The sequence below is a fragment of the Pseudarthrobacter sp. Hb11 genome, assembly GCF_059383655.1.
Window position 1 is genome coordinate 102,110 of the sequence record NZ_JBWZCM010000011.1, and the last position, 26,206, is coordinate 128,315.

29 protein-coding genes and 1 riboswitch are annotated in these 26,206 nt (G+C 64.8%); of the genes, 16 read left to right on the forward strand and 13 right to left on the reverse strand.

Features of this window, described 5'->3' with window-relative positions; translation table 11 throughout:
- Positions 1-36 precede the first annotated feature (36 nt).
- Positions 37-690, forward strand: coding sequence for a DedA family protein (locus AC50X7_RS14825; RefSeq protein WP_307096819.1), 654 nt, complete (start codon positions 37-39; stop codon positions 688-690).
- 69 nt (positions 691-759) lie between these two features.
- Here AC50X7_RS14825 and AC50X7_RS14830 read toward each other — a convergent pair whose 3' ends face one another.
- On the reverse strand, positions 760-1,269 hold the full coding sequence (locus AC50X7_RS14830) for a MarR family winged helix-turn-helix transcriptional regulator (protein WP_494979716.1): 510 nt from the start codon (positions 1,267-1,269) through the stop codon (positions 760-762).
- 119 nt (positions 1,270-1,388) lie between these two features.
- Here AC50X7_RS14830 and AC50X7_RS14835 point away from each other — a divergent pair, with 119 nt between their 5' ends.
- Both AC50X7_RS14835 and AC50X7_RS14840 read left to right on the forward strand, forming a co-directional pair.
- Positions 1,389-2,582, forward strand: a complete 1,194-nt coding sequence (locus tag AC50X7_RS14835) for an acyl-CoA dehydrogenase family protein (RefSeq protein WP_494979742.1) — start codon at positions 1,389-1,391, stop codon at positions 2,580-2,582.
- A 125-nt stretch (positions 2,583-2,707) separates the two neighbouring features.
- The gene (locus AC50X7_RS14840) at positions 2,708-3,676 is read left to right on the forward strand and encodes an SDR family oxidoreductase (RefSeq protein WP_494979717.1); all 969 of its coding nucleotides are present in this window, start codon (positions 2,708-2,710) and stop codon (positions 3,674-3,676) included.
- 62 nt (positions 3,677-3,738) lie between these two features.
- On the opposite strand, the gene AC50X7_RS14845 is transcribed toward AC50X7_RS14840, so the two are convergent.
- From AC50X7_RS14845 to AC50X7_RS14865, 5 genes are all read right to left on the reverse strand, one after another.
- Positions 3,739-4,497: a MerR family transcriptional regulator gene (locus AC50X7_RS14845; RefSeq protein ID WP_494979743.1), complete on the reverse strand. Its 759-nt coding sequence runs from the start codon at positions 4,495-4,497 to the stop codon at positions 3,739-3,741.
- A 60-nt stretch (positions 4,498-4,557) separates the two neighbouring features.
- Positions 4,558-4,941, reverse strand: a complete 384-nt coding sequence (locus AC50X7_RS14850; RefSeq protein WP_494979718.1) for a hypothetical protein — start codon at positions 4,939-4,941, stop codon at positions 4,558-4,560.
- Between the two features lie 203 nt (positions 4,942-5,144).
- Positions 5,145-5,348 carry a cold-shock protein gene (locus AC50X7_RS14855; protein WP_069950491.1) on the reverse strand — a complete coding sequence of 68 codons (204 nt, stop codon included), beginning with the start codon at positions 5,346-5,348 and terminating at the stop codon, positions 5,145-5,147.
- 132 nt (positions 5,349-5,480) lie between these two features.
- Positions 5,481-6,107, reverse strand: coding sequence for a response regulator (locus AC50X7_RS14860; protein ID WP_494979719.1), 627 nt, complete (start codon positions 6,105-6,107; stop codon positions 5,481-5,483).
- Positions 6,104-7,387, reverse strand: coding sequence for a sensor histidine kinase (locus AC50X7_RS14865; RefSeq protein ID WP_494979720.1), 1,284 nt, complete (start codon positions 7,385-7,387; stop codon positions 6,104-6,106). The genes AC50X7_RS14860 and AC50X7_RS14865 overlap by 4 nt, the downstream gene beginning before the upstream one ends.
- A gap of 208 nt (positions 7,388-7,595) precedes the next feature.
- On the opposite strand from AC50X7_RS14865, the gene AC50X7_RS14870 reads away from it, so the two are divergent.
- On the forward strand, positions 7,596-8,159 hold the full coding sequence (locus tag AC50X7_RS14870; RefSeq protein WP_494979721.1) for a GlcG/HbpS family heme-binding protein: 564 nt from the start codon (positions 7,596-7,598) through the stop codon (positions 8,157-8,159).
- 183 nt (positions 8,160-8,342) lie between these two features.
- Positions 8,343-8,885, forward strand: coding sequence for an ankyrin repeat domain-containing protein (locus AC50X7_RS14875; RefSeq protein WP_494979744.1), 543 nt, complete (start codon positions 8,343-8,345; stop codon positions 8,883-8,885).
- Positions 8,886-8,997: 112 nt separating this feature from the next.
- Here AC50X7_RS14875 and AC50X7_RS14880 read toward each other — a convergent pair whose 3' ends face one another.
- From AC50X7_RS14880 to AC50X7_RS14890, 3 genes are read right to left on the reverse strand one after another with little or no spacing between them, the layout of a single operon-like run.
- Positions 8,998-10,188, reverse strand: coding sequence for an acetyl-CoA acetyltransferase (locus AC50X7_RS14880; protein WP_494979722.1), 1,191 nt, complete (start codon positions 10,186-10,188; stop codon positions 8,998-9,000).
- Positions 10,185-10,880 carry a CoA transferase subunit B gene (locus AC50X7_RS14885; RefSeq protein ID WP_494979723.1) on the reverse strand — a complete coding sequence of 232 codons (696 nt, stop codon included), beginning with the start codon at positions 10,878-10,880 and terminating at the stop codon, positions 10,185-10,187. The genes AC50X7_RS14880 and AC50X7_RS14885 overlap by 4 nt, the downstream gene beginning before the upstream one ends.
- 25 nt (positions 10,881-10,905) lie before the next feature.
- A complete protein-coding gene (locus AC50X7_RS14890; protein WP_494979724.1) occupies positions 10,906-11,634 on the reverse strand; it encodes a CoA transferase subunit A in 729 nt (242 codons plus the stop codon).
- Positions 11,635-11,813: 179 nt separating this feature from the next.
- Here AC50X7_RS14890 and AC50X7_RS14895 point away from each other — a divergent pair, with 179 nt between their 5' ends.
- Positions 11,814-12,608: an IclR family transcriptional regulator gene (locus AC50X7_RS14895; protein ID WP_494979725.1), complete on the forward strand. Its 795-nt coding sequence runs from the start codon at positions 11,814-11,816 to the stop codon at positions 12,606-12,608.
- A gap of 108 nt (positions 12,609-12,716) precedes the next feature.
- Here the strand turns inward: AC50X7_RS14895 and nadE are convergent, their stop codons facing one another.
- Positions 12,717-13,571, reverse strand: a complete 855-nt coding sequence (nadE, locus tag AC50X7_RS14900; protein WP_494979726.1) for an NAD(+) synthase — start codon at positions 13,569-13,571, stop codon at positions 12,717-12,719.
- Positions 13,572-13,645: 74 nt separating this feature from the next.
- On the opposite strand from nadE, the gene pyrE reads away from it, so the two are divergent.
- The 4 genes from pyrE (at position 13,646) to AC50X7_RS14920 (ending at position 16,998) form a co-directional block, all read left to right on the forward strand.
- Complete coding sequence (pyrE, locus tag AC50X7_RS14905; RefSeq protein WP_307096798.1) at positions 13,646-14,230, forward strand: orotate phosphoribosyltransferase; 585 nt, start codon at positions 13,646-13,648, stop codon at positions 14,228-14,230.
- A gap of 134 nt (positions 14,231-14,364) precedes the next feature.
- Positions 14,365-15,132, forward strand: coding sequence for a GAF and ANTAR domain-containing protein (locus AC50X7_RS14910; RefSeq protein ID WP_307096797.1), 768 nt, complete (start codon positions 14,365-14,367; stop codon positions 15,130-15,132).
- Positions 15,133-15,217: 85 nt separating this feature from the next.
- The gene (locus AC50X7_RS14915) at positions 15,218-15,874 is read left to right on the forward strand and encodes a hypothetical protein (RefSeq protein WP_494979727.1); all 657 of its coding nucleotides are present in this window, start codon (positions 15,218-15,220) and stop codon (positions 15,872-15,874) included.
- An 83-nt stretch (positions 15,875-15,957) separates the two neighbouring features.
- The gene (locus tag AC50X7_RS14920; protein WP_494979728.1) at positions 15,958-16,998 is read left to right on the forward strand and encodes an alpha/beta fold hydrolase; all 1,041 of its coding nucleotides are present in this window, start codon (positions 15,958-15,960) and stop codon (positions 16,996-16,998) included.
- Positions 16,999-17,004: 6 nt separating this feature from the next.
- Here the strand turns inward: AC50X7_RS14920 and AC50X7_RS14925 are convergent, their stop codons facing one another.
- Complete coding sequence (locus AC50X7_RS14925) at positions 17,005-17,835, reverse strand: HAD-IIA family hydrolase (protein ID WP_307096792.1); 831 nt, start codon at positions 17,833-17,835, stop codon at positions 17,005-17,007.
- A gap of 70 nt (positions 17,836-17,905) precedes the next feature.
- On the opposite strand from AC50X7_RS14925, the gene AC50X7_RS14930 reads away from it, so the two are divergent.
- The 4 genes from AC50X7_RS14930 to AC50X7_RS14945 all read left to right on the forward strand — a co-directional run bounded on the left by AC50X7_RS14930 (position 17,906) and on the right by AC50X7_RS14945 (position 20,953).
- Positions 17,906-18,580, forward strand: a complete 675-nt coding sequence (locus tag AC50X7_RS14930) for a TrmH family RNA methyltransferase (RefSeq protein ID WP_494979729.1) — start codon at positions 17,906-17,908, stop codon at positions 18,578-18,580.
- Positions 18,581-18,718: 138 nt separating this feature from the next.
- On the forward strand, positions 18,719-19,252 hold the full coding sequence (locus tag AC50X7_RS14935) for a hypothetical protein (RefSeq protein ID WP_494979730.1): 534 nt from the start codon (positions 18,719-18,721) through the stop codon (positions 19,250-19,252).
- 259 nt (positions 19,253-19,511) lie between these two features.
- Positions 19,512-20,531, forward strand: a complete 1,020-nt coding sequence (gene fbaA / locus AC50X7_RS14940) for a class II fructose-bisphosphate aldolase (protein WP_494979731.1) — start codon at positions 19,512-19,514, stop codon at positions 20,529-20,531.
- Positions 20,532-20,533: 2 nt separating this feature from the next.
- Complete coding sequence (locus AC50X7_RS14945) at positions 20,534-20,953, forward strand: DUF3151 domain-containing protein (protein ID WP_494979732.1); 420 nt, start codon at positions 20,534-20,536, stop codon at positions 20,951-20,953.
- A 154-nt stretch (positions 20,954-21,107) separates the two neighbouring features.
- Here the strand turns inward: AC50X7_RS14945 and AC50X7_RS14950 are convergent, their stop codons facing one another.
- Both AC50X7_RS14950 and AC50X7_RS14955 read right to left on the reverse strand, forming a co-directional pair.
- A complete protein-coding gene (locus AC50X7_RS14950; protein ID WP_494979733.1) occupies positions 21,108-21,740 on the reverse strand; it encodes a uracil-DNA glycosylase family protein in 633 nt (210 codons plus the stop codon).
- Positions 21,741-21,956: 216 nt separating this feature from the next.
- Positions 21,957-23,162 (reverse strand): cobalamin-independent methionine synthase II family protein, encoded by a 1,206-nt coding sequence (locus AC50X7_RS14955; protein WP_494979734.1) that lies wholly within the window; start codon positions 23,160-23,162, stop codon positions 21,957-21,959.
- Positions 23,163-23,174: 12 nt separating this feature from the next.
- Positions 23,175-23,279: riboswitch (SAM riboswitch) on the reverse strand.
- Between the two features lie 221 nt (positions 23,280-23,500).
- On the opposite strand from AC50X7_RS14955, the gene AC50X7_RS14960 reads away from it, so the two are divergent.
- Together AC50X7_RS14960 and AC50X7_RS14965 are read left to right on the forward strand one after the other, a co-directional pair.
- A complete protein-coding gene (locus tag AC50X7_RS14960) occupies positions 23,501-24,562 on the forward strand; it encodes a M14 family zinc carboxypeptidase (RefSeq protein WP_494979735.1) in 1,062 nt (353 codons plus the stop codon).
- Positions 24,563-24,826: 264 nt separating this feature from the next.
- On the forward strand, positions 24,827-26,116 hold the full coding sequence (locus AC50X7_RS14965; protein WP_307096779.1) for an adenylosuccinate synthase: 1,290 nt from the start codon (positions 24,827-24,829) through the stop codon (positions 26,114-26,116).
- Positions 26,117-26,206 lie beyond the last annotated feature (90 nt).

Below are 26,206 nucleotides of genomic sequence, written 5' to 3' on the forward strand. Positions count from 1 at the left end.
AGGGGAGACCAATTTTGAACGCGGACGGGGAGTTGTATGTGGGGAACGGCGGCGGACGCAGGCGGCTCAACCGATAATCTCACCGGACTGGTGGGGGTTGCCGCGCGGGGCATCGAGCAGCTGGGCGAATGGGGAGTAGGGCTCTTTACCCTTGCTGAAACCGTGGTGCCGCCCATCCCCAGCGAAGTGATCCTGCCGCTGGCCGGCTACCTGGCCCGGCAGGGGTCCTTGAACCTGGTCCTCGTTTTTGTCACCAGCACGCTGGGAGCCTACCTGGGGGCAGTCTTCCTTTACTGGCTGGGAGCGAAGCTTGGATTTGAGCGTTCCATCCGCGGCCTGTCCCGGCTGCCGTTGGTGGATCGCGAGGACTTTGAGCATGCGGCGGGCTGGTTCCGCCGCCACGGACGGTCCTCCATCTTCTTCGGCAGGTTGCTGCCAGGGGTGCGGAGCCTGATCTCCCTTCCTGCCGGGGCGTCCGCGATGCCGTTCGGCACGTTCAGCCTCTACACCCTGGCGGGCAGCGGGCTGTGGAACGGGGCGCTCCTGGGGCTCGGCTACCTGCTGGGCACCCAGTATCGGATTATCGAGGAGTACTCCCGGTTCCTGAATTACGCCGTGTACGCCGCCCTGGGCGTCACCGTGATGCTGCTGGTCGTACGGCGCGTCAAGCGTGCAAAGGCAGCGCGCTGATCCTGCAGGACCTCGCTCCAGGAGGACGGGGCAACTTCGAAGAGAAGAGCAATAAGGGGGCGAGCCCGGTCAGGGTTCGAGGAAGTCGCCGGCATTGCGACGGAAGTCCCGCAGGATCCGGATCAGCTGATCCATATCGTCCGGCTCAAATCCGGGGTCGCGGAAAACCCCGGTGTTCAGTGCCGCCGTCGAACGCCTCGCCAAGGTACGGCCCTCGGCGGTGAGCTCAACGAGTGTGGTGCGGCCGTCGGTGGGATGCGGGGAACGGCGCACCAGCCCCGCGTCCTGGAGCCGGTCCACGGCATTGGTGATGGAGGTCGGATGGACCTGGAGCAGGGTGCTCGCCCTCTTCATGGGAAGGGAACCGTTCCGGGCGAAGCTCAGGAGCGCGAGCAGCTCATAGCGGGCGAAAGTCAGTCCGAATGGCTTGAGCGCAAGTTCGATCCTGCCGAGGAGGATCTGTTGGGTCCTCATGATCGCCGTGATGGCGGCCATGGACGCGGCGACGTCCACCCAGCCGTGCTCTTCCCAGTTGCGGCGTGCGTCAGCAATGGGATCACGGGAGAGCGGAGTACCCACAACCACCCTTTCCACAGGTGATGTACCTCACTTGGTTGATAGACCTGTGCAATATACTAGGACATCCAATGGTTCAGCAGGGCCTGGCCCAGGTCATCGACTGGCACGGAGGGAGTTCGATGCCAATGCGGCCCACAGCACCTGACGCCGGAGCTCCGCCTTTTCCAGACGCTGACCTGATGTACATCGTGGACCTCCTGCCGCCGGCTGAGCGTGACAGGTACTTCAGCATCCGCCGGTTTTTTCAGTCCTCCGTCCGGCAGCGCTCCATTGAGTACTGGAACCGCGAGGAGTTTCCCTTTGGCCTTTTGGCAGATATGGGAAAGCACGGTCTTGGTGCCCTCCAGCTGGACGGCAGTTCCATCCTCTTCAAGGGCCTTATGTACGTGGAACTTGCCCGGGCGGATGTCTCCCTGTCTGCGTTGGCCGGGATCCACAATGAGCTGATTCTCGGCATGATCAGCCAACTGGGGTCGGAGGAGCAACAGGCCCGGTGGCTGCCGGGCCTGAAGACTTTTCGCCACCTTGGAGCATTCGCCTTGACGGAGCCGGACCATGGCTCTGACATCGCCGGTGGCCTGGAAACCTCAGCCAGGCTGGAAGATGGTGAGTGGGTCCTCAATGGAGCCAAGCGCTGGATCGGGGCCGGCACCATCGCCGATTTCGCGCTCGTATGGGCCAGGGACGAGGCGGACGCCGAAATCAAGGGTTTCATCGTGGAGACCGACCGTCCCGGCTATACGGCAACGAAGATTTCCAACAAAATCGGCTTGCGGATCATGCAGAACGCCGACATCGTTCTGTCGGACGTACGTATCCCCGCTGCCAACCTGCTGCCCGGGGCAACGAGCTTCTCCCGGACCAATGAGCTGCTCCGGGACTCCCGCGCCTGGGTTGGCTGGCAAGGTGCCGGGATCCAGCTCGCTGCCTTCGACGTTGCCCGTGCTTACGTCCTGGGCAGGCGGCAATTCGGCAAGGAGCTGGCCCGGTTCCAGCTGGTCCAGCAACAACTCGCGGACATCCTGGGCAACGCTTCGGCCTCGCTGGCGCTGATGGCACAACTGGCGCATATCCAGCAGGAGGGGAAGCTGGAGATGGTGCAGGCGGCCATGGCCAAGGCCACCATCACCCGTTTGGCACGAGCTTCGGTGGCCATGGGCCGCTCACTGCTGGGCGGCAATGGCATCAGCAGTGATTATGAAATGGGCAAGCTGTTTGGTGACGCAGAAGTCCTCTTCACCTACGAGGGCACCTATGAGATCAACTCGCTGATCGTGGGCAGGGCCGTCACCGGGAAATCCGCTTTCCTCTGAGGCCCCGCTTTTTTCATTCCAACCGGTGCCTACCCGTTGTTCCGCAGGGCTGGGATGGGTAGCATCAAACACTAAGCCTGCTTAGTGTTTTTGATGTTCGTCAAGAGGGAGCGGGAATGAGCTTCATGAGTTCAGTTGTTGTGATCACTGGCGCATCCAGCGGGATCGGGAGGGCCACCGCCCTGCGCTTCGCCGGGAAGGGCGCCCGGCTGGTCCTGGCTGCCCGCGGAGCGGAATCCCTTGAGGCCGTGGCTGCAGACTGCAGGAAACGCGGCGCGAAGGCTATTGCCGTTCCAACGGACGTAGCCCACGCGGACCAAGTGGAGGAACTGGCAACCCGTGCCGTCGAGGAGTTCGGGCGCCTGGACGTGTGGGTCAACAACGCGGCGGTGGGCGCTTTCGGCCTGCTGACCGAGATCCCGCCAAAGGACTTCCAGCGGGTACTGGACGTCAACATCTCCGGCTACGTCAATGGCGCCCGGGCGGCGCTGACCCGACAGTCCGCCCAAGGCTCAGGCACACTGATCAATGTTGCGTCGATTGTGGCGGCAACCCCGCTGCCCTACTCCGCCGCCTATTCCATTTCCAAGGCCGCGGTGCGTGCCCTGAGCGTGAGCCTCCGCTCAGAACTTGCCCGCGAAGGCGTCACCGGCGTAAACGTGTGCACGGTCCTGCCCGCCACCATTGACACCCCGTTCTACCAAAACGGAGCCAACTACACCGGCCGCCGCCCCATGGCGATGCCTCCCGTCTACACGCCGGAACGGGTGGCGAAAGCGGTGGTGAAGCTCGTGGCCCACCCGCGGCGGGAAACGGTCGCGGGAGGAATCGCAGGCCGCCTCCTGCTCCTGCAGCACAAGGTCACGCCCGGCGCCGTCGAAGCTGCGACGGCCCGCCAGGTGGACAGGCGCCAGCTTTCCCGGCGGCAATCTTCCCCAGCCACTTCCGGAAACCTTCATCAGTCTTCCCAGTCGCTCCGGAAGCCATCTGTCGGCGGGGGGTGGCACGGCCGTCGGGGAACCGCCCAGCGCACGTTGATGGGTGCGGCGGCCCTGGCCGGGGCAGTCGTCGCGCTGCGGAAACGGCTGGGCTGATTGCCGGGCGCGGTGCCCGGCCTCCGGTTGCCGGGGGCCGCCGTCGTGCCCGGCGCTCCCTCCTAGAGGTACCTCCCGGCGTAGACACGCAGCGCGTCCCGAACGAAACCCGCTCCTGCTTCGCCACCGTAACTGGCGGCGAACCGCGCGTCGGCAACATACATGTCCGCCAGCCCCACCACATAGCTCCTGACGTCGCCGCCGCTCTCCGAAGCGGGAGTGCCGGGGATGGAAGCCAACCAGTCGACGTGGCGCCGGGCCAGGTCCTGCGCTTCGGGGCTGTCCGCGGCAAGTCCTGATGCCGAAGCGGCGATCCAGTCGGTGCCAAGCTTTTCGGCGCGGATCTTCCACGCTTGTTTTTGCTCGGGCCCCATGCTGCGCCACCAGGCGTCGCTTTTGGCGTAGGCCTCCTTGCCCCAGCGTTCCTCCACCTCGTCCTTGTATTGGGTGTGGTCGAAGCCATCAAACATTTTTTCGGCCATCAGTTCGCCTCCTCCTTTTACTGCTGCGATTGTTTGCTGGACGGACAGAACCTGCCGGGCAAGCCGCTCCTGCTCCTGCCGGAGCCAGTCCAGGTGGCGGCTTAGTGCTATGACGGCGTCTGTCTGGTGTTGGAAGACCTCGGCGATGGCAGGCAGCCCCAGCCCGAGTCCCCTGAGCAGGAGGATCCGTTGCAGCTGCAGGAGGGCTTCGCCGTTGTAGTAGCGGTAGCCGTTACCCCCGACGCGGCTGGGTTTCAGCAGCCCGATGTCGTCGTAGTGGCGCAGGGCGCGGCTTGTTGTGCCTGCCATCCTGGCAACATCCTGGATGGACCAGTCCATGCCCGCCTCCGCTTTGGTTGCTTCCATGGTCCGAGCGTACGGGTTGACGCAGCGTCAACGTCAAGCAGGTTTTCCGGGGTATCGCTTACGCAGTGGCCGGTTGCGGGGCGAGCGGGTACGGGCCTGGGCGACGAGGCGCGTGAAAGCGAAGATGAACACTGCTTCGATGAGGATCATCAGCGCCACGAGCAGCCACTGTTGCTCGGCAACAAAAACAACGCAGCCTGCCACTGCCAGCACGGTGCCGAGCACCAAAGCGTAGACGGCAAATCCCACGGCGACGCGCGCGCTGCGGACTCCGGTCCTGAAACCGAAACCGTGGGGTTCTCCGCCGGGTTGCCCGGGGACACGGTCCGGCCCGGCAGGCGGGAGCGTGTCGAACTCCTCCCACGGGTCCTTCTCTGCGTCGTTGCCCGGAACCTTGTCCGGGTGCTGTCCGGTCATAGTCCAATTATCCCAGTACCTGACGGGAAAGGGGCAGCCGGATGGGAGACGGGAAAGGGGGGAACCGGAAAGGGAGCCCGGATGGCAGGCAGCGTTCAGGGCGGGGTGCAAGTGGACACAAAACAGCGGCCCCTCCAACGGATGTTGGTGGGGCCGCTGCCGTGACGGGTTCCTCCTGCAGGAGCGGGAGGAAAGCCGAAGCCTTAGAGCGGGCGGATGTTTTCCGCCTGCGGGCCCTTGGGACCCTGGGTCACATCGAATTCAACCTTCTGGTTCTCATCGAGTGAGCGGTATCCGCTGCTGGAAATTGCGGAGTAGTGGGCGAAAACGTCAGCGGACCCGTCATCGGGGGCAATGAAGCCAAAACCCTTTTCGGCGTTGAACCATTTAACTGTGCCTGTTGCCATGGCTGCATTCCTTCGTGTGACTCTGATTCTCTCCCCGGGCCATCGGCCCGAAGTGCGCGGAGAACGTCCCCCGCAGTCCCCAACGTACGGGGCGGACGCCATCGTTGCAAGGGTATTGACAATAAAGTGTTGTCAGCGCATGCCCTCACGGCGGATTGCGGTGGCAATGGCAGCGGCCCTGGTGTCCACTCCGAGCTTGGCGTAGATGTGGGCCAGGTGGGTCTTGACCGTGGCCTCGGAAATGAAGAGCCGCTGTCCGAGTTCCCGGTTGCTGAGGCCCTGCGTGAGGAGGCTGAGCAGTTCGGCTTCGCGTGGGGTCAGGATTTCGTCGGGGTTCCGCAGCTGTTGGAAAAGCCGGGACGCGACGGGCGCGCTCATCACGCTCTTGCCTTGGACGGCCCCGCGGATGGCCGCGAAGATCTCGTCAGGTGCTGCGTCCTTCAGGAGGTATCCCATGGCTCCGGCGTCCACTGCCCGCACAATGTCCGCATCGGAGTCGTACGTGGTGAACACCAGGATGGCCTGGCTTTGGTTGCGCTCGCGGATAAGCCGTATGGCCTCGAGCCCGTCCATGCCCGCGCCCATGGCGAGGTCCATGACCACTACCGCGACGGAGTCGTGTTCCAGGCGCTGCAGGGCTTCCTCGCCTGAAGCTGCTTCTGCGACGACGGCGATGTCCGGCTGGGTGCCCAGCAGGGCACGGAGTCCGCTTCTCACCACCAGGTGGTCATCCACCAGCAGCACCGTGATGACGCTCATGCAGACTCTTCGGGCCCTGCGGGCAGATCACGTTCTTCCGGCGCGGGCAGCTGGGCTGCCACGATAGTCCCTTCGCCGGGTTCGCTCTCCACTGCGAAAACGCCGCCCAGCTGCTCCACCCGCTGCCGCATGGCCCGCAGTCCGTACCCTCCGACGTTCGACGGCGGCGGTGCGGCCGCGGGATCAAAGCCGGCGCCGTCGTCGTGGACATCCAGGGTGACGGTGTCCGGAAGGTAGCCAAGGGTCAGCGTTGCGGTGGAAGCATCCGCGTGGAGCTTGATGTTTGATGCTGCACTTTGTACTACCCGCAGCAGGGCATGGCGGACATCCGGCTGCACGGGCCGCGGTTCACCCGTGACCAAAAGCCTGGCGTTAGGGAGGTACTGCCGTGCGGCGAAAAGCAGTGCATCAGGCAAGGGGGATGCGTCCAGTCCGGGCGAGGCAAGGTCATGGACCAGGCTGCGGGTTTCGGACAGGTTGACCCGCAGCAAGGCGGTGGCCTGGAGGACTTCGGCTTGGGCTGAAGGGGCCGGCCACGCCCTGCCGGCCGCTTCCAGCAGGAGCAGGCTGCTGGCCAGCCCCTGGGTCACGGTGTCGTGGATTTCCCGGGAAACGCGCTCCCGTTCGGCGATGGTTCCCGCCCGGCGTTCACTTGCCGCGAGCTGTCCCTGGGCGAGGGAGACTTCCGCATGCAGGCGGCGCTGTTCCGCGGCGTCGTGCTGGATTCTGTCGTAGATCAAGGTCAGCATCACGCCGACGGCGAGCGGGCCGAGGAGCATGGCAAGGTCGGCGCCGCTGCTCAACCGGAACAAACCTGCGGCGGTAGCAGCAGCGGCGGCTCCTGCCGCTGCATAAGCGGCCGCACCGCTCAGTGCACTGCGGCAGAGGAAGAAGAGCCCGAACGAGCACCAGGCAAAGCTCGGAGCCGCGATAACCAGGACCGCCCACACCGCAACCAAGGTGAACACCCACGGCGTCCCCGGCTTCCCGCGTGACGCAAGGGCGGCGACGATGAAGTACAGCAGGCAGGCGGCTGCAGCAAGGGCCAGGACCAGGACATTGTCAGCGGGGCTGTGCCGCATCACATAGCGGACCAGGGACGCCACCAGCAGGACCGCAAAGCCAAGATGCACTGCCGCGTCAATGGTGCCGAAGCGGGCGCCGGCATTTTTCGTGGACGCGGTGGTTCGGTCTGCAGACGTCCTGGCCGGGCCGGTCCCGCCGGCAGCGGCAGGGTCAGGGGCGGATGCGGCCTGGGCGGCGCTGGCTCGGGTAGGCATGGGAATTCCGGTTCCGGTGGGGAGTGCTGACCACCAATGCTATTGCCCCGGCCCTGGCTCCGTCTCTCAGCCTTTTGGCTGATACAGCTGGCTTATTGGCGCAGGGCGGTTTCGCCAAAGGCCCGATGGCAGGAGCCTTGAGTCCCGGGAGGATTGGACCGTACGCCGTTCCCAACGCTTGTTTGGGGCTCCGAGCAAAGGAAATATCATGAAAAAGTCCACAAAAGTTTTTGCCGCCGCAGCCGCAGGCACACTCGCCCTCACCGCCGGTGTAACGGTTGCCGCGAATGCCGGCCCTGCTCCAACTGCCGTCCCTGCGGCCGATGTCCAGCCCGTTCCGGAGAACGTGGTGCAGCAGAACCGCATCTCGGTGGGCGCCTCGGCCAGGGCAGTGCAGGTGGCGCTGGCCAAGTGCCAGGCTGACAAGCTGCCGTTCGTGACGGTGGCGCTGGTGGACCGCTTCGGAACGGTGCAGGCGCTCCTGCGCGGTGACAATGCGGCCGAGCACACCATCGAGGCAGCCCGGCAGAAGGCCTACACCGCGGCCGCCTTCGGCACCCCCACCAGCGAGCTGGCCAAGCGGATCAACGGAACGGGCCCCAGCATCGCCGACCTCCCCGGCACCCTCTTCCTTGCCGGCGGCGTGCCGCTGAAGGTGAACGGGGTGTCGGTGGCGGGCATCGGCGTCGGCGGCGCTCCCGATGGCGCGCTTGATGAAGCCTGTGCTGCAGCCGGTGCGGAGGCCGTCGCGGGTTCCGGTGCCGCTCAGTAGGCTGGGCGCATGAGGTGGTTCCGCGCCCTGTTGCTGGTCCTCTGCTTGTCCATGTCACTGACGGCGTGCCAGGGCCCGGGGGAGCCGGGGGAGGCGCGGACGGCGCCTCCTCCGGCGTCGGTCCTCACCAGCCCCAACGCCCCTCCGTCCGCCTCGGCTCCGGCATCACCCGCGCCTTCTTCCATGCCGCATGCTCCTGCGGGCACGCGTCCTGCGCTCCCAGCCGACGCGCAGGCACAGCTCGATCAGGAGCTGATAGCGGCCGCCAAGGCCAACAACGTGCCGTTGGTGAGGGGGTTGATTGCCCGCGGCGGCAACGTGAACGCCAAGGACGCCCTCCAGGATTCGGCTTTCCTGTATGCGGGCGCCGAAGGATTCAATGAGGTGCTTCGGCTGACGTTGGCCGTGGGGGCAGACGTCGCCAGCACCAACAGATACGGCGGAACTGCCCTTATCCCGGCCAGCGAACACGGCCACGTGGAGACGGTGCAGATCCTGATCGACGCCGGAGTGCCCGTCAACCACGTCAACAACCTCGGCTGGACTGCGATGCAGGAAGCCATCCTGCTGAACAACGGTGGGCCCAGGCAGCAGGAAGTGGTACGCCTGCTCCTGGCAGCCGGCGCCGATCCGGACATTCGGGATCCGGAGGGACGGACGGCGTTGCAAAATGCCGAACGTCTGGGCTTCGCGGAGATCGCAGCCATACTTCGCGGCCGGGGCTGAGTACGCGGCGCCGCTGAAACTCCCCACCTTTTGCAAAAACGTTCGACGGCGCGCCGCACTTTTGGTGCGACGCGCCGCCGTCGTGCCTCAAAGGTGGGGAAACCAGCGAGGGCTACACAGCCTCCAGGACGCTGACATAGTTGGCGATGCCCACGCCGCCCATGTTCTGGACTGCGGCCCGACGGGGGTTGGCAAGCTGCATGCCGCCCGCAGTCCCAGTCAGCTGCATGGCGGCAATGACGTGCTGCGAGACTCCGGTCGCTCCCACGGGGTGGCCCTTGGCCTTCAGGCCCCCCGACACGTTCACGGGCAGCTTGCCGTCCCTGTACACCCAGCCTTCCTCGATGGCCTGGGCGCCCTGGCCCGGCCCGGTCAGGCCCATTGCCTCGTACATCAGCAGTTCGGCGATGGTGAAGCAATCGTGGACCTCCGCGAAGTCCAGGCCCTCCAGCCCGACGCCAGCCATCTCCAGTGCACGCTGCCAGGACACCCGGGTGGCCTCGAAGGCAACCGGGTCGCGGCGGGAGGCGGGGAAGAAATCGTTGGCGTGGCCAAAACCGGCAAGCCGCACCGGGGAAGTGGCACCACCCGTTGGGGAGGTTGACAGCACAACGGCGGCGGCGCCGTCGGACACGGGGGAGCAGTCGGTGCGGCGCAGCGGATCGGCCACCATGGGGTTCTTGTCCGAGACGGTGCGGCAGAACTCCTCGCCGAGGTCCTTTCGGAGCTGGGCGTACGGATTGTCCACTCCGTTGCGGTGGTTCTTCGCGGCGATGCTCCCCAGGACATCACCCAGGTTCCCGTCTCCGTAACGCTTTCCGTAGTGCTTGGCCACCTCGGCAAAGAGACCCGTAAAACCAGTGCTGGATGCCTTGCCGGCCATGTCGTAGTCCGCGCCCAGGAGGCCTGCTCCGACAACGTCGGCGCCGGCGTGGGTCATCTTTTCCGCGCCGATCACCAGCACCGTTTTTGCCGTGCCCGCCAGCAGGGACTTCGTGCCCTGCTGGATTGCGGCGGAGCCGGAGGCGCAGGCGTTCTCCACCCGGGTGGCGGGAACGTTTGCCAGATCAGGGGAGACCTGCAGCGCCAACGACGACGGGAATGCCAGCGGCATCATGCCCGAGTTGAACTGGCCGAGGTAGATCTCGTCGATCTGGCCAGGGTCTACGCCGGCATTGTTGATTGCCTCTGTGGCCACCTGGACGATCAGGGACTCCAGGGTCTCCTCCGTGAGCTTGCCGAAACGGCTGTGGCCCCAGCCGGTCAGCAGGACATCCTTGCCGAACTGTTTTTGCAGGCTCATGCCGGTGCCCCTTCCAGGGCGGCCGCTGCTGTGTCCTGCTCGTCCAGGGCAACGGTGAACTCTGCTTCCGTCTTTTCGCGGATTTCCTCAACGGTGGCCCCGGGCGCCAGGCGGGTGAGCGTGAGCTGCCGCTCCCCGTCGCCGTTCCGTACCAAGTCAAAGACGGCGAGGTCGCTGATGATCCGGTCCACCACGGCGAGGCCGGTCAGGGGCAGCGTGCATTTCCCCACAATCTTGGCACTGCCGTCCTTGGCGTTGTGCTCGGTGAGGACCACTACGCGCGGGGTGCCAGCCACGAGGTCCATCGCGCCGCCCATTCCCTTGACCATCTTGCCGGGGATGGTCCAGTTGGCGAGGTCGCCGCTGCCGGAGACCTGCATGGCGCCCAGGATGGCAACCTTGACGTGTCCGCCCCGGATCATGCCGAAGGACGTGGCGGAGTCGAAGATGCTTCCACCGGGCAGCACCGTGACGGTCTGCTTGCCGGCGTTGATGAGGTCGGCGTCTTCCTCGCCCTCGTAGGGAAAGGGGCCCATGCCCAGGAGGCCGTTTTCGCTTTGCAGCACCACCCGGACGCCCTCGGGCAGGTTGTTCGCCACCAGCGTGGGGATCCCGATGCCGAGGTTTACGTAGTCGCCGTCGTTCAGTTCTTCGGCCGCGATTGCAGCCATTTCATCCCTGGTCCAGGCCATGGGGTTCTCCTTGGGTTGGTGGTGGTTAGGCCGGTACGGTCTCGGCAGTGCGGGAGGCGGCCGGCCGGACGGTGCGCTGCTCGATGTCCTTTACCCGCTCCGTCGCCTGGACCAGGCACTGGACAAACACTCCCGGTGTGACAATGTGGTTCGGATCCAGCTGGCCCGGTTCCACAACAACCTCGGCTTCCGCGATGGTCAGCCGTCCGGCCGTGGCAACAACAGGGTTGAAGTTCCGGGCGGTGTAGCGGTAGATCAGGTTGCCGTCCGTGTCGGCGGTGTGCGCGTGAACCAGCGCGACGTCGGCCCGGATGGCGCGCTCGCGGACGTACGTTTCGCCGTCGAACACTTCGTGCGGCTTGCCTTCGGCGACCAGGGTGCCCACGCCGGTTTTCGTGTAAAACGCCGGGATGCCCGCGCCGCCGGCCCGGAGCCGTTCGGCAAGCGTGCCCTGCGGGGTGAACTCCACCTCCAGCCTGCCGGCGAGGTACTGCTCGGCGAAGAGCTTGTTTTCGCCGACATAACTGGCAATGACCTTGCGGACCTGACCCGCTTCAATAAGGATGCCCAGGCCCTTGCCGTCCACACCCATGTTGTTCGAGACCACCGTCAGGTCCTTGACCCCCGAATCACGGACGGCCTCGATCAGGTCCGCGGGGATGCCGCTGAGGCCGAATCCGCCGACGGCAAGTGTGATGCCGTCCCGCAATGCCCCCTCCAGGGCGGTTGCGGCTGATGGCTGAAGTTTGGACATGGGGCCTCCTCGTTGAGATTCCTGCAGGGACTGTCCATCTTGTGGACGCGGGTCTGGAAATGGACACTACGGGCGGTTGAGAAGGGCTGTCAAGGCCGGATATGCGGGATATCTGCGGTTTTTTACAGTGTGGACGGTAGGATTGTTCGCGTCCATAATATGGATACTTGAGGAGGGAAATGACTAATTCGCCAATCCAGGGCGCCCAGGTGGTCAGCCGCATCGCCGGGCTGCTCCGGCTCGTGGGACGCGGTGCCGAGGGGATGCCGTTGTCCGCGCTGGTGAAGGAGTCGGCCCTTACCCGGCCCACCGTCCACCGGCTGCTCTCCTCCCTCGCGTCGGAAGGACTGCTGGATCACGACGCCGGCAGTGGCAACTGGGTACTGGGCCCGGAGATGCTCCTCATGGGATCAGTGGCAGCTGCACGGTTTCCACTCGAGGACATTGCCCGGCCAAGCCTCCGCAGGCTTGCCGAGGCCACCGGCGAGAGCGCCTTTTTCTCTATCCGCCGGGGTTCGGAGACGGTGTGCCTGCTGCGCGAGGAGGGAAGCTTTCCGGTCCGTTCCTTTGTGCTGCACGAGGGCGTGCGCTTCCCGCTTGGTGTCGCCTCTGCGGGGACCGCGATCATGGCTTTCGTGCCCGAGGCCGAGCAGGAAGAGCTGCTGCGCGGCTGGGCGGAGCACGCGGGTGCTTTCGCCGCTGGGCACACACAGGAAGTTGTCCGGGCCAACCTCGCCCGGACTAGGCAGGTTGGCTACTCGGTGAACCCCGGGCTGGTACTCGAGGGCAGTTGGGGGATGGGCGCCGCCGTATTTGATGCATCGGGTAAGCCCGCGTGGGCGCTTTCCCTCACGGGCATTGAGCCACGCTTCAAGCCCGAGCGGCAGGAAGAGCTGGGCACCCTCCTGATGGCCGAGGCGCACCGCATCACCCAGCAACTGGGTGGGGACGGGAAAGGCCGGCGGGGCCGCTGAGTCTCCCCGCCTTTGCCCGGGAACGACGACGGCGCGCCGCCCTTTCGGTGCGACGCGCCGTCGTGCTTCCCCGAAGGGGGGATATTCAGCGCTTGAGGACTTGCCCGGCTACAGCCCGACGCGCGGTTCTTCAGGGCCCTCGTGCTTCCACCAGCCATCAAAGATGGTCACGGGGACGGTGCGCTTGTGTCGGGTCCGCAGGTACTTTTCTTCGATCAGCCCGGCCACGGAATCTGGAACGTCCCGGCCCTCCAGGTAGTCGTCGATCTGGTCGTAGCTCAGGCCCAGCTCATCCTCGTCGGTGCGGCCCGGCCTGTCGTCCAGCAGGTCCGCCGTGGGCACCTTTTCCCAGACGCGGGCGGGCGCGCCGAGCTCGGCAAGCAGGGCGCGGTTCTGCCGCTTGTTCAGGCCAAACAGCGGAAGGATGTCCGCGCCGCCGTCGCCGTACTTGGTGAAAAAGCCGGTGACAGACTCAGCGCCGTGGTCCGTGCCGAGGACCAGGTAGTTGTGTTCGCCCGCAAGGGCATACTGGGCGATCATGCGGGTGCGTGCCTTGGTGTTGCCCTTATGGAAGTCGGAGATTTCCGAGCCCACCGTCTTTTCGAACTCGTCCTCGAAGCCGTCCACAGCGGCGGAGATGTTAAACGTCCATTCGGTCTTGGGCTGGATGAAATCCAGGGCAGCCTGGGCATCCTCCTCGTCGTGCTGGACGCCGTAGGGCAGCCGCACGGCCACGAAGTTTGCGTCCACGCCCTCGGCCTCAAGTTCCTCGACGGCCAACTGGGCCAGCTTTCCGGCCAGGGACGAGTCCAGGCCGCCCGAAATGCCCAGGACAAAGCCCTTGGTGTGGGTGGCTTTCAGGTAGTCCTTCAGGAATGTGACGCGCTTGCGCACCTCCCCGGCGGGGTCGATCCGGGGCTGGACGCCCATTTCTTCAATGATCCTGGCCTGGAGTTCGCGCATGTTGTCCAGCCTAGCCAGCAGTGTCAACCGGCCTCAAGCATCCACACCGGCCCGCCCCCACTAAACTGGAGTCCATGACTTCCCCCAGTGACACTGCAGTAGATACTGCAGCCGCCCGCGCCCGCCTGCTGGAACTGATCAAGGAACTCGCCGTGGTCCGCGGCAAGGTAATCCTGTCCAGCGGAGCGGAAGCCGACTACTACATCGACCTTCGCCGCATCACCCTGCACCACGAGGCGTCCAAGCTCGTGGGCCAGGTAATGCTGGCCCTGGCGGACGACGCCGGGATCGACTTTGAGTGCGCGGGCGGCCTCACCATGGGAGCCGACCCCGTGGGTACCGCCGTGATGCATGCTGCGGTGGACGCCGGCCGGACGGTTGACGCGTTTGTGGTCCGCAAGGCCCAGAAGTCCTACGGGATGGGCCGCCAGGTGGAGGGCCCGTCCGTGGAGGGCCGCAAGGTCCTGGTACTTGAGGACACCTCCACTACCGGCGGTTCGGCGCTGACCGCAGTAGAGGGAGTCCGGAAGGCCGGCGGCAACGTGGTCGCCGTCGCCGTTATTGTCGACCGGAACACCGGGGCCAAGGAAAAGATAGAAGCGGAGACGGGGGTTCCCTACTTGTTCGCGTTCGGCAAGGACGAGCTCGGGCTGGCTTAGCCACGTTTTGCCCAGGCAGCCGGGGCGTGAGTGCCCCGGCTGCCTAATTCGTTCAGGACTTTTGTTGGTCCGGGACGCGGCGGTGCCCTATCATTTGGTATCCCCTCGAGTACCCCGTACGGAGAACGTGCACAATGCTGCCCCCTGAAGAACCCTTGAGCGCCACTGACCAGATCCAGAACCTCATCCTGGAAAGTGCCGATTTCGAGGGCTTCCTGAACGAACTGGCGCGGTTCTCCGCACATCAGGTGGCCGGCGACGGCGAGGACGCGCTTTGCGGCATCACGTTGCTCCGCGACCGCAAGGCCGCCACCATCGGCTGGAGCAGCGACTCGGCCCGCGAAGTAGACGAAATCCAGTATTCCTTGTCGCAGGGCCCTTGCCTCACCGCCGCCCAGGAGCACCGCGAAGTCCACGTTCCTGACTTGTTGGAGGAAGACCGCTGGGGACCGGACTACGCGTCCGCGGTGGCCTCGCACGGCCTGCGGTCTGTACTCTCGCTGCCGTTCAACCTGCAGGGCGACGCCAAAGCAGCACTGAACCTCTACTCCGACGTCCCGTTCAAGTTCGACGAACGCGCCACGGCCAAGGCCCGGGGCTATACAAGGGAAATTTCGCAGGCACTCAGGCTGGCGGTGCGGTTCTCGCTTCATACGGACAGCGCCGCGAATCTACGGGCAACCCTGGAATCCAGGACCATCATCGACATCGCTATCGGCATAGTGATGGCACAGAACAGGTGCAGCCAGGAGGCAGCGGTCAGCATCCTTACCGAGGCCTCCAGCAACAGCAACACCAAGCTGCGGGATATCGCCAAGTCCTTGGTGGACTCCGTCGGGGGCGTGGGTACACGGACGCATTACCAGGAACCGGGGCAGCGCCAAGCCGACCAAACCGCGTAACTAACGGGTTGTGCCCGACTCCTGCTGGAGGTTACGCTTACCAAGGTTGAGCCGTCGGCCATAGACACCCTCTTTTGGAGTACCTATGGACCGCGCACTAGATGCCCTCGTTAACCTCGATGTCCCCGCGGACATTGTCCGCATTGACGTCCGGGGGAGCCTCAACCATGACTCTCGCCCCGGTCTTGTCCAAATCATCCGCCGTATCAGGAGGATGGGGATCCGTTCCCACATCCGGGTTGAGCTTTCCCGCGCTGCCATGGTCGAGTCCGCGGCCCTCGCAGGCCTTCGCAGTGACCTCAACGCCATCGACGCCGGCAGTCTGCCGGGGATTTACGGTTCCGGGGTGTCCCTTGACCTCTCTCCTGCGGGCGATGACTGGGCTGCCACGCCTGCCCCCGCCGGACAACCGCTGACGATCCTCGACGGCTTTTCCCTCGGCAGCGCCGCAGACATGGACGCCCTTGGTTACGCGTCTGCTTTTTCTGGCGAAGCAGAAGCAGAGGTCCCGCTGCTGGACCTCACCGGGTTTGAGGTGCTCTGCGGTCGGGCGCTGCAGGACTACTCGGATGAGGAACTGCTGCTTGCCAGCGACACCCTCTTCACCCTTTTGGACAACCCGGCCGCTTTCCCGGGATCGGACCTGCTGGGCCGGTACGACGACATCGGCCAGGAGATGCTGCGCCGCCAGCAGAACGCTTCAGCGCCCTGCCCGGCCGCGGAAGGACAGGCTGCCAGCTGAGCACGCCCCGTTGACCGGGCGTCATTGAAAGGTTACCGGCGGCTCCTTGCGGCGGCGTCTTCCAGTGTGCCTACGGTAGGGGTGTGCCATACGAGGGGGAAGTAAATCCGCAGGACCGGCGCGGGGCTTCCGGGGCCCGGCTGCTGCAGGATGCCGCTGCCCTTAAACAGTTTTCCCGCCGGGGATTCCTCTCGGGGGCAGGGGTGTCCGGCCTGCTGGCCGCGGACATGCTGCTCACTCGCCAGGTGCAGTCCGCCCGCCAGACGAACCGGATCCTTCCACTTGCCGACGACTTCGCTGATGCCTACTATCCGGACGCCAGTTGGTTCCTGTTCCCCGGCTATAAAACCAGCTGGGAGGAGGCGCAGTGGATCCTGAACTCCCTCCGGGGCACGCTTAACAAGCGCGCGCGGCTCGCCGCCGTCGGCTATTCCAACCTGGGCCTGAACATCGATGAGGTGGTCATCGCCGTGATTGAGCACGTCCGCGCCCAGAAGCTCACCAAGCTGTTCTTCTACGGGCACAGCTTCGGCGGAATGGTGGCCACCCAGGTGGCGGCCCGGCTGCTGGAACTCCATGGTGTGGAAGCGGAGTTCATCGTGCTGGACTCCAGCCCGTACAGCAAGCACGACGTCCTGGACCAGAGCTGGTTCGACGGCGTGGTGTTCCTCTATGAGCGGGGTTTCCGGTTCCCGTCCACGCTCCGCGGCGGGTACGAACTCGGGGAGCGCGTCATCCATAAGGACGAACGGAGCTGGCGGCAGATCCTCGACCAGACGCTCGAGCAGCTGTCCCCGATCGCGCCGTCCAGCCTCCTGGTCCAGTCCGAGTCCGCCTACATCTACCATTTTGACGGTACCCGGTTCGCGGACAGGATAGGGGGCGCCAAAATGGCCTACATCGGCAACCGGCGGGACCCCACTGTCCGCTATCAAACGGCCGTTGAAGCGTGGTCGGTGGCGTTCAAGGCAAACATGGTGTCCAGCGGGCTCCAGACCGAAGGCGCCGCCCCTGCCCATGCCAGCCCGGGCTGGAACCCCAACATCTACCGGCCCCTGCTGGACGAGCTTTTGGATGAGAACTTCCCGCTGCCCCGGGGCGGATCCCGGGTGACCGTCTTCTAGCCGGGCCTAAATCTGGTTCTTCAGGTCCGCTACGGAGTTCAGGACCTGGTTGGGACGGAAGGGATATGAACCGATCTCCTCGCGCTGCGTGATGCCGCTCAGGACCAGGACCGTGTGCAGCCCTGCTTCCATGCCGGCGATGATGTCCGTGTCCATCCGGTCACCGATCATTGCCGTGGTCTCGGAGTGCGCGTCAATCTGGTTCATGGCGGAGCGGAACATCATCGGGTTGGGCTTGCCCACGATGTACGGCTCCCGGCCGGTAGCCTTGCTGATCAACGCCGCGATGGCGCCGGTGGCCGGCATGGGCCCGTCCTTTGACGGGCCCGTGGCGTCAGGGTTCGTGGCGATGAAGCGTGCCCCGGCAAGGATCAGGCGGATTGCCATGGTGATGGCTTCGAACGAGTACGTTCGCGTCTCGCCGAGCACCACAAAATCAGGGTCCTGGTCGGTGAGGATAAAGCCGGCCTCGTGCAGGGCCGTCGTCAGTCCTGCCTCGCCGATGGTGTAGGCGCGGTTCCCCGATCCTGAACCCTCCACCTGGTTCTTGAGGAACTGGGCGGTGGCCAGGGCTGAGGTCCAGATGTTCTCCTCGGGAACCTCCAGCCCGGAGGCACGCAGCCGCGCGGCGAGGTCGCGCGGGGTGAAGATCGAGTTGTTGGTGAGCACCAGGAAACGCTTTGACGTGTCCACCCAGCGCTGAATGAGCTCCGCGGCACCGGGCACGGCCTGGTTCTCGTGGACCAGCACGCCGTCCATGTCCGTCAGCCAGCATTCGATGTCCTGGCTGCTGCGGTGAACCGCCGGGTTCCCTTTGACCTTGTCCGCTTCTGCCATGCCTACCTCCGCCGGTGATGAAAGCCCGAAAGGTCCAGTCTAGTGTTGAGGGGTGAATCAAACCCCCGGTATGACGTCCGAACCCCAACCTGAGCAGCCCGGGGAGGCACCTGCCGGCGAGGTTCCGGGCGAAAAGCCGGAAGTCGGCGTCGGGCCCTGGGAAGGCGAGTTGCCGGAAGGCGACCACTGGGACCCCGATCTCCTCGCGGACGGCGACCGCCGCAATGTGCTGGACAAATACCGGTACTGGAAGCACGAGGCGATCGTGGCGGAGCTGGACTCCAGGCGCCACAACTTCCACGTCGCCATCGAAAACTGGCAGCACGATCTCAACATCGGCACGGTGGTGCGCACCGCCAATGCGTTCCTCGCCAAGGAGGTTCACATCATCGGACGACGGCGGTGGAACCGCCGGGGCGCCATGGTCACCGACCGCTACCAACACGTCCGCCACCACCCCACCGTTGAGGACTTCGTGGCTTGGGCGCAGGGGGAGGGGCTCGCTATCATCGGGATCGACATTTTCCCGGACTCCGTACCGCTGGAAACCTACGAACTGCCCAAGGACTGCGTGCTGGTATTCGGCCAGGAAGGCCCAGGGCTGACGCCCGAAGTCCATGAGGCGGCCCTCGCCACCCTGTCCATCGAGCAGTTCGGCTCCACCAGGTCCATCAACGCGGCCTCGGCAGCGGCCATTGCCATGCACGCCTGGGTGCGCCGGCACGTGTTCAACCAGCACGTGTAGCCCCTTCTTGCCCGCGAGATGACACTTCACGGCAGTTCCGGCAGCTCCCATTGCCGTGGACTGCCATCTCGAGGAGGGGGCTAGGACCTGGCCTGTGGATAACCTCAAACCCGCGACGCGGGCGGGCCAGAATGAGGGATGCGCAGGGCTACCCTTCCGGATCATCTGGCCGCTGGTTCGTTCTCCCTCAGGGCGTCGGACAAGGCAGGCGTCAGCCGAACGCGGACGGCCGCGAAGGATTTGGTGGCAGTGTCCCGGGGGATCCGGGTCCCCGTGCAATCGAACGCGCAAGGAGCGGCAGCCCTCAGGGCCTACACGGACCTGGATGACACCTCGATCCTCGCGTCCTTGTCGGCCGCGCACGTCTGGGGCCAGCCGCTTCCGGCCGGCAGCAGCGGTGATTGGCGGATTCACCTTGCCCGGCGCAGGGGGTTCAGCTTTCCCCGGCGCGCCAATGTGGTGGGTCATCTGTTGACGTTCCTTCCGGACGAGGTGGTGGAGTACGACGGCGTTCGGCTCACCTCGCCTGCCCGGACGTGGCTGGACCTGGCGGCGATGCTGTCAGTGGAGGAGTTGGTGGCTGCGGGGGACTACCTGGTGTGCTCCCACGGGACCGGATTTCCGCATCCCCGGGCCGCCATCTGCAGCATCGGCGAACCACGTGCTTTTTGATCATCGGGGCGTCCCCGTCCTGTGGCCGGACGCTGCCTACCCGGAATGGGGAATTGCACTGCAGTACGACGGCCGGCATCATGCCAACGAAGAGCAGCACCTTAGGGACATTGACCGACAGGACCGGACCACGGGACCCAGGGTGCGGATGGGGCGTAACCCACAGCACTCCCCGCGCGGAAATGGCTAGGATGGTGCTAGCCGTAAGCGGTACTCCAGGGTTACCAGCCCACAGACGAACCTCAGCATAGGAGTCAGCATGCCCATTGCAACCCCAGAGATCTACTCCGAGATGATCGACCGCGCAAAGGCGGGCGGCTTCGCATTCCCGGCCGTGAACGTTACGTCCTCCCAGACGCTGAACGCTGCCCTGCGCGGCTTCGCCGACGCCGAGTCCGACGGCATCATCCAGGTTTCCACCGGCGGCGCGGCCTACTGGTCCGGCGCCTCCACCAAGGACATGGTTGCAGGCTCCCTGGGTTTCGCAGCTTTCGCCCGCGAAGTTGCCAAGAACTACAACGTCAACATCGCCCTGCACACGGACCACTGCCCCAAGGACAAGCTGGACGGTTTTGTGCTGCCCCTGCTCGCAGCGTCCGAGGCTGAGGTCAAGGCCGGCCGCAACCCGCTGTTCAACTCCCACATGTGGGACGGCTCCGCCGAGACCCTGCAGGAAAACCTGCGCATCGCCCGCGAACTGCTCGAGCGCACCGCTGCCGCCAAAATGATCCTTGAGGTTGAAATCGGCACGGTCGGCGGCGAGGAAGACGGCGTTGAGAACGAGATCAACGAGAAGCTCTACACCACGGTCGAAGACGCGCTGGCCACCATCGAAGCGCTGGGATCCGGCGAGAACGGCCGCTACATCACCGCATTGACCTTCGGCAACGTCCACGGCGTCTACAAGCCCGGTGGCGTGAAGCTTCGCCCGGAGATCCTCAAGGACATCCAGGCGCAGGTGGGCGCGAAGATCGGCAAGGACAGCCCGTTCGACCTCGTCTTCCACGGCGGCTCCGGCTCCTCCGACCAGGAAATCGCGGACGCTGTCTCCTACGGCACCATCAAGATGAACATCGACACCGACACCCAGTACGCCTACACGCGTCCGGTCGCGGATCACATGTTCCGCAACTACGACGGCGTCCTTAAGGTTGACGGCGAAGTGGGCAACAAGAAGACCTACGATCCCCGCGTGTGGGGCGCATCGGCCGAAGCCGGACTGGCCGCCCGTGTGGTCGAAGCCACCAAGCAGCTCGGTTCCGCCGGAAAGACCTTCTAGGAATGTCCGACGAGTTCCGCAGAAACCTGATGGGCCCCGAGCCCACGCTCCTGCCTGCCGAGACCGAGGTCTACCAGCAGCTGGAAGCCGGCCAGGAAGCACTGGACCTGGTGGAGAAACACCCAACCTCCTCACTGCTGTGGGCTGTGCTCGCGGAAGAGGCCTGGGCCGAGGGACGGACCATCGATTCCTACGCCTACTCCCGGGTGGGCTACCACCGCGGACTGGACTCGCTGCGCCGCAATGGCTGGCGCGGCGTGGGGCCCATTCCCTGGGAGCATGAGCCCAACCGCGGTTTCCTGCGTGCGCTGTATTCCCTCGGCCGCGCATCTGCAGCGATCGGCGAAGCGGAGGAGCCGGAACGGATCGAGAAGTTCCTGAACGACTCCGACCCTGCGGCGAAAGCAGCTATCGAAGGCTGACCTGCGGGATAAAGGTCGACGGCGGCCGGTCACCTTTTTCGAAAAGGTGACCGGCCGCCGTCGTCCCGGCCGGGGCCCTCGGCGGCGCGGATCACGGCCAGGGAACCCTGCGGGCGTGGGTCCACTGTTGGTTGAGCCTGTCGAAGCCTGGGGGTCAGACTGGTTTCTGGAGCCCTGTCCGTGCCATGGCGTCGGCGTAGGCGATGCGCATGTCCTCGAGGTACTCCTCCTGGCGCGCAGGCGAACCGGCGAAGGCGCGGCCGCTGAGGGAGCGCACCTTGTAGGTCTTCAGGCCGCGGCGCCACAGCAGCGGCACTTCGGTTTTGAGCAGCAGGTTGGCCAGGCGGTTGGCTTCAGTGCCGTGTGCCACGATCACCGAGGCGCGCGGAACCAGTGCCAGGAACTTGAGCAGCGGCTTGAGGCCGGCGGAGATCTGGTCCGGAGTGAACTTCCCGTTTGGCTCTCCGGCAATGTGCCAGGGGTGGACGTTCCAGGGCATTACGAACTCCGGACGCAGCCCCAGCTTCCACTGGATGCCAAGCATCCGGGTGGCAGCGTCGTGGTCCCCGGGGGTGATGAAACCGGACGGGTCGGCCTCGCCGATGTTGGAGTACAGGCTGATGATCCGGCACTCGTCGACGTCGTGCATGGGGTCCACGTAGGGCACCACAGTGCCGGGTTTTGCCTCCTGCAGGGAATCGCACAGTTCGTTCACGGCTGCAACATTGGGTTCGTAGCGGCGGCTCAGAAGCTGCTCATGGAAAGATTCGGGTGCCAGGGCTGTCATGTAGTGCTGGATCTCCTGCGGGGATTGGTGGTGCTGCCACCTCGGAAAATGGGCGCACGATGGCGCACACATATCCGCGATGGTTGAAATGGGGTGGACCGATTCCTGGTCGGCCTTCACCAGTTTAGCAAGCCCCGCAAAACGAAACGCCGGTCCCGCGCACCCGATCCAAGCGGGGCACGGAACCGGCGGGTTCGGGCGTTACGCGATTTCCGGCTACCAGAGCCGCTTGGTGGCCCGGCGTGCGCCCTCGCCCAGTGCTTCCAGCTTGGCGAACGCGATCTGCGGGTGGACCCTGCCGCCGAGGCCGCAGTCGGTAGAGGCGATGACGTTCTCGCGGCCCACCACTTCTGCGAACCGGACAATCCGGTCGGCCACCAGATCCGGATGCTCCACCACATTGGTGGCATGGGAAACGACGCCTGGGATGATGACCTTGCCCTCTGGAAGCTTGGTGTCCTCCCAGACCCGCCATTCGTGTTCGTGCCGCACGTTTGCAGCTTCAAAGGAGTAACCGCCGGCATTGATCTGGAGCATCGTCTCCACCAGGTCCGCCAGGGGAAGGTCCGTGGTGTGCGGGCCGTGCCAGGAGCCCCAACAGAGGTGGAAGCGGACCTGCTCCTCGGGAAGGCCGCGGAGGGCGTAGTTCAGTGCCTCCACGCGGATCTGCGTGAACTTGAGGTAGTCCGCGACGCTGGGTTCGGGGCTGATCTGGTCCCAGTTCTCGGCGATGGAGGGATCATCGATCTGCAGGATCAGGCCGGCGTCGATGATGGCCTTGTACTCTTCGCGGAGCGCGTCGGCACAGGCGTAGATGTACTCCTCCTCCGTGGCGTAGTACTCGTTCGTGATGCGGGAGGCGCTGCCGGGGGAGAGCGCTGCAACAAAGCCGTCCGTGAGTCCGGTGGCCGCCAGCCCGGCCTTCAGGTTGGCGATGTCGGAGGCGACGGCGTCCTGGCCGGTGTAGACGAGCGGGCCGGTGACCTTCGGGAACGGCTTGGGGGCACCCGTGAAGATGCCGCTGGTGGGATCGTTGTAGGCCTCGGAAAAAATGGTCCGGTCGCGGCGGTGGATGAAGCCCGTCAGCTGGACGTGGCCCGGGGTGGATTCCTTCGGTTCGACCGCCCACTTGGCGTCATTGTCCAGCTCCAGGCCGCCCATCCGGGCAAAGGAGTAGGACCACCAGGCGCCGTAGTCCACGGAAGCGGACGTGGCGTGCCCGTACTCGCCGTCGTTCGGGATATCGACGCCCAGGCTTTGCTGGCGCTGGACCAGGTCCACTACGGACGCGGTGAGGAGTTCGTTGTAGCCCTCGACGTCGGCAGGGTTTTCCTCGCGTGCGGCATTGGCGGCGATCAGCTCAGCGGTGCGGGGCAAGGAGCCTGCGTGGGTGACGCGGATATGGTCTGTGTTCAAGGTCATGCTGAAATTTCCTTTCCATCGGTCCTGGCAGTAGCACCTTCACAGGCAGGACGTCCCTGCACTTGGGGGTTGCTGCGGCGTCAACGATCCAGGTCTCTCGGCCGCTCCGGATGGTTCGCTCTCACCTAAATCCAGATGGCTCCCCGGGAGCAAATTCGCTTCGGTTTGTTTCGCAACAGGCAGGGCGCCGAAGCCACGCTTCGAAACGTAATAACTGCATGTGCATTCCTGTTATGTCCATTGACAGCTTTCGCGGAGGTTGGTTGGCTTTTGTCACAGCCCGCGATGGGGGACATGGCGGGCTGGCACACCTATGCACTCGAAAGAGGTACCGCACCGTGAAAAAAACCCTGGCAACCTTTAGGACCCTGGCAGTTACGGGAGCCCTGGCTCTGGCCGTAGTGGCAGCGCCCGCCCCTGCCATCGCTGTGGGCGAAGGCCCCAACTATAATGGCAACGGCCAGATCACCACATCGAAGCTGGCCTCCTATGACCAGATGGTCTCCTTCCTCAAAGACCAGGACGCCCGCCAGTCCGCCATGGAACTGGAGGTTATCGGGCAGACCGTGAAAGGCCGGGACATCCACCTGGTCAAGTACATCTCGGATCCGGCCAAGCCCACCATCCTGTACCTGACCCAGCAGCACGGCAACGAACAGCTCACCACCGAAGGTGCGCTGGAATTCGTCAAGCACCTGGGCACCGGAAAGTCCGGGAATGTCCTGGACGGCGTGAACATCCTGATCGTGCCCATGCTCAACGCAGACGGTGCCATGGGGGACGTGAACTTCCCGCTGGACGGCTACCTGGCCAAGGGCGACCGCAATATGACCCGGTACAACGCCGAAGAGGTGGACCTTAACCGGGACCATGTGGCCAAGATCCAGCCGGAAACCCAGGCGCTGCACAACAACGTGATGCGCAAGTACAAGATCGACTACATGATCGACCTGCACCACCAGGGCACCCGCAGCCAGCGTGACGGCGAACTTGTGTCCGGGTCCATCCTGTACCCCACCACCCCTAACGCCAATCCCGCCGTTGTTGAAAAGTCCAAGCAGTTGGGCGCCGTTGTTTTCAACAGCGTCGACTCCACAGGCTGGGGCCACCTCGGCAAGTATGTGGGGGGCAGCGCCGAAACCATCAGCCGCAACGGCATCGCCGTCGAGTACGGCATTTCCACGTTGCTGTTTGAGATGCGCGGCATGTCCGACCACTACCTGGACGGCTACGCCCTGGGGCTCCGGAGCAACGGCTACCTGATCAAGCAGACGGTCACTACCCTGACCGCCACGGCCGCGGCGATCGCGGACGGTTCAATTGCCGACGGCGACACCTCCTTCTGGGACAGCCTGGCCACCCAGACCTCCCGCCCGGCCGGGGAAGCCGACGACGAATAGCATCACCGCTGACAGTCCGCCGCGGTCCTTCACCCGTGCAGGGTCCTTTACCCTGCAAGAAGGGCCGCGGCGGCCCAACGAGTGGACAAAGTAACTGATCGGCTAAACTTGGGTGGTAAGAGCCCCGGAACTCTTGCGTCGCTGTGCTGCCCCGCAGACCAGCGAAGGCCAGTCCATTCGGGGCATTCTGATGAACGGCGCTGCGCCAGGCCTGCCACATCGTGGCGGAGGCCCGGGCAGCCCGAACGAATGGGGGAGGATCCCATGCCAGCAATTGTGATCGTAGGAGCCCAATGGGGCGACGAAGGAAAAGGCAAGGCGACTGACCTGCTGGGCGGCCGTGTTGACTACGTCGTCAAGCCCAACGGCGGCAACAACGCCGGGCACACCGTCGTCGTGGGCGGTGAAAAATACGAACTCAAGCTGCTTCCGGCAGGCATCCTCAGCCCCAATGCGGTACCCATCATCGGCAACGGCTGCGTGGTCAACCTCGAGGCACTCTTCCAGGAGATCGAAGGCCTTCAGGCCCGCGGCGCCGACACCTCAAAGCTTCGCGTCTCAGCGAATGCCCACCTTGTCGCTCCGTACCACCAGGTGCTGGACAAGGTGACGGAGCGTTTCCTGGGCAGCCGCGCCATCGGAACCACCGGGCGCGGCATCGGCCCTGCGTACATGGATAAGGTGGCCCGCCTGGGCATCCGGGTCCAGGACGTCTTTGACGAGTCGATCCTCCGCCAGAAGGTGGAAGGTTCGCTGCGGCAGAAGAATGAACTCCTGGTCAAGGTCTACAACCGCCGCGGCGTGCTGGTGGACGAGATCGTGGAGTACTTCCTGTCCTTTGCCGAACGGCTGCGCCCCCTGGTCATCGACAGCACCCTGGTTCTGAACACTGCCCTGGACGAGGGCAAGGTTGTTTTGATGGAAGGCGGCCAGGCAACATTCTTGGACGTGGACCACGGAACCTACCCGTTCGTCACCTCTTCCAACCCCACCGCCGGCGGTGCGTCTGTGGGTTCGGGCATTGGACCCACCCGTATCTCGCGCTCCATCGGCATCATCAAGGCCTACACCACACGCGTCGGCGCCGGACCGTTCCCCACAGAGCTGTTCGACGACATGGGCCTGTACCTGCAGAAGACCGGCGGTGAATTCGGCGTCAACACCGGCAGGCCGCGCCGCTGCGGCTGGTACGACGCCGTCCTGGCCCGCCACGCCTCCCGCGTCAACGGCTTCACGGACTACTTCGTCACCAAGCTGGACGTGCTCACCGGTATCGAGCAGATCCCTGTTTGTGTGGCCTATGACGTGGACGGTGTGCGCCACGACGAGATGCCCATGACACAGACCGAGTTCCACCACGCTGTTCCGATCTTCGAATACTTCGAGGGCTGGACCGAGGACATCACCGGTGCGCGGACCTTGGCGGACCTGCCGGAGAACGCACGCAATTACGTCCTGGCCCTGGAGAAGCTGTCCGGCACGCGCTTCTCCGCAATCGGTGTGGGCCCGGACCGCGACCAGACCATCGTGGTGAACGACCTCATCAACGACTGACGCTTACGGAACTACAACGGCGGGGGGGGGGGAGGGGGGGGGGGGAGGGAGGTTCGTTTGTGTTTTGTTTTTTTTGCTTTGTCTCAATGT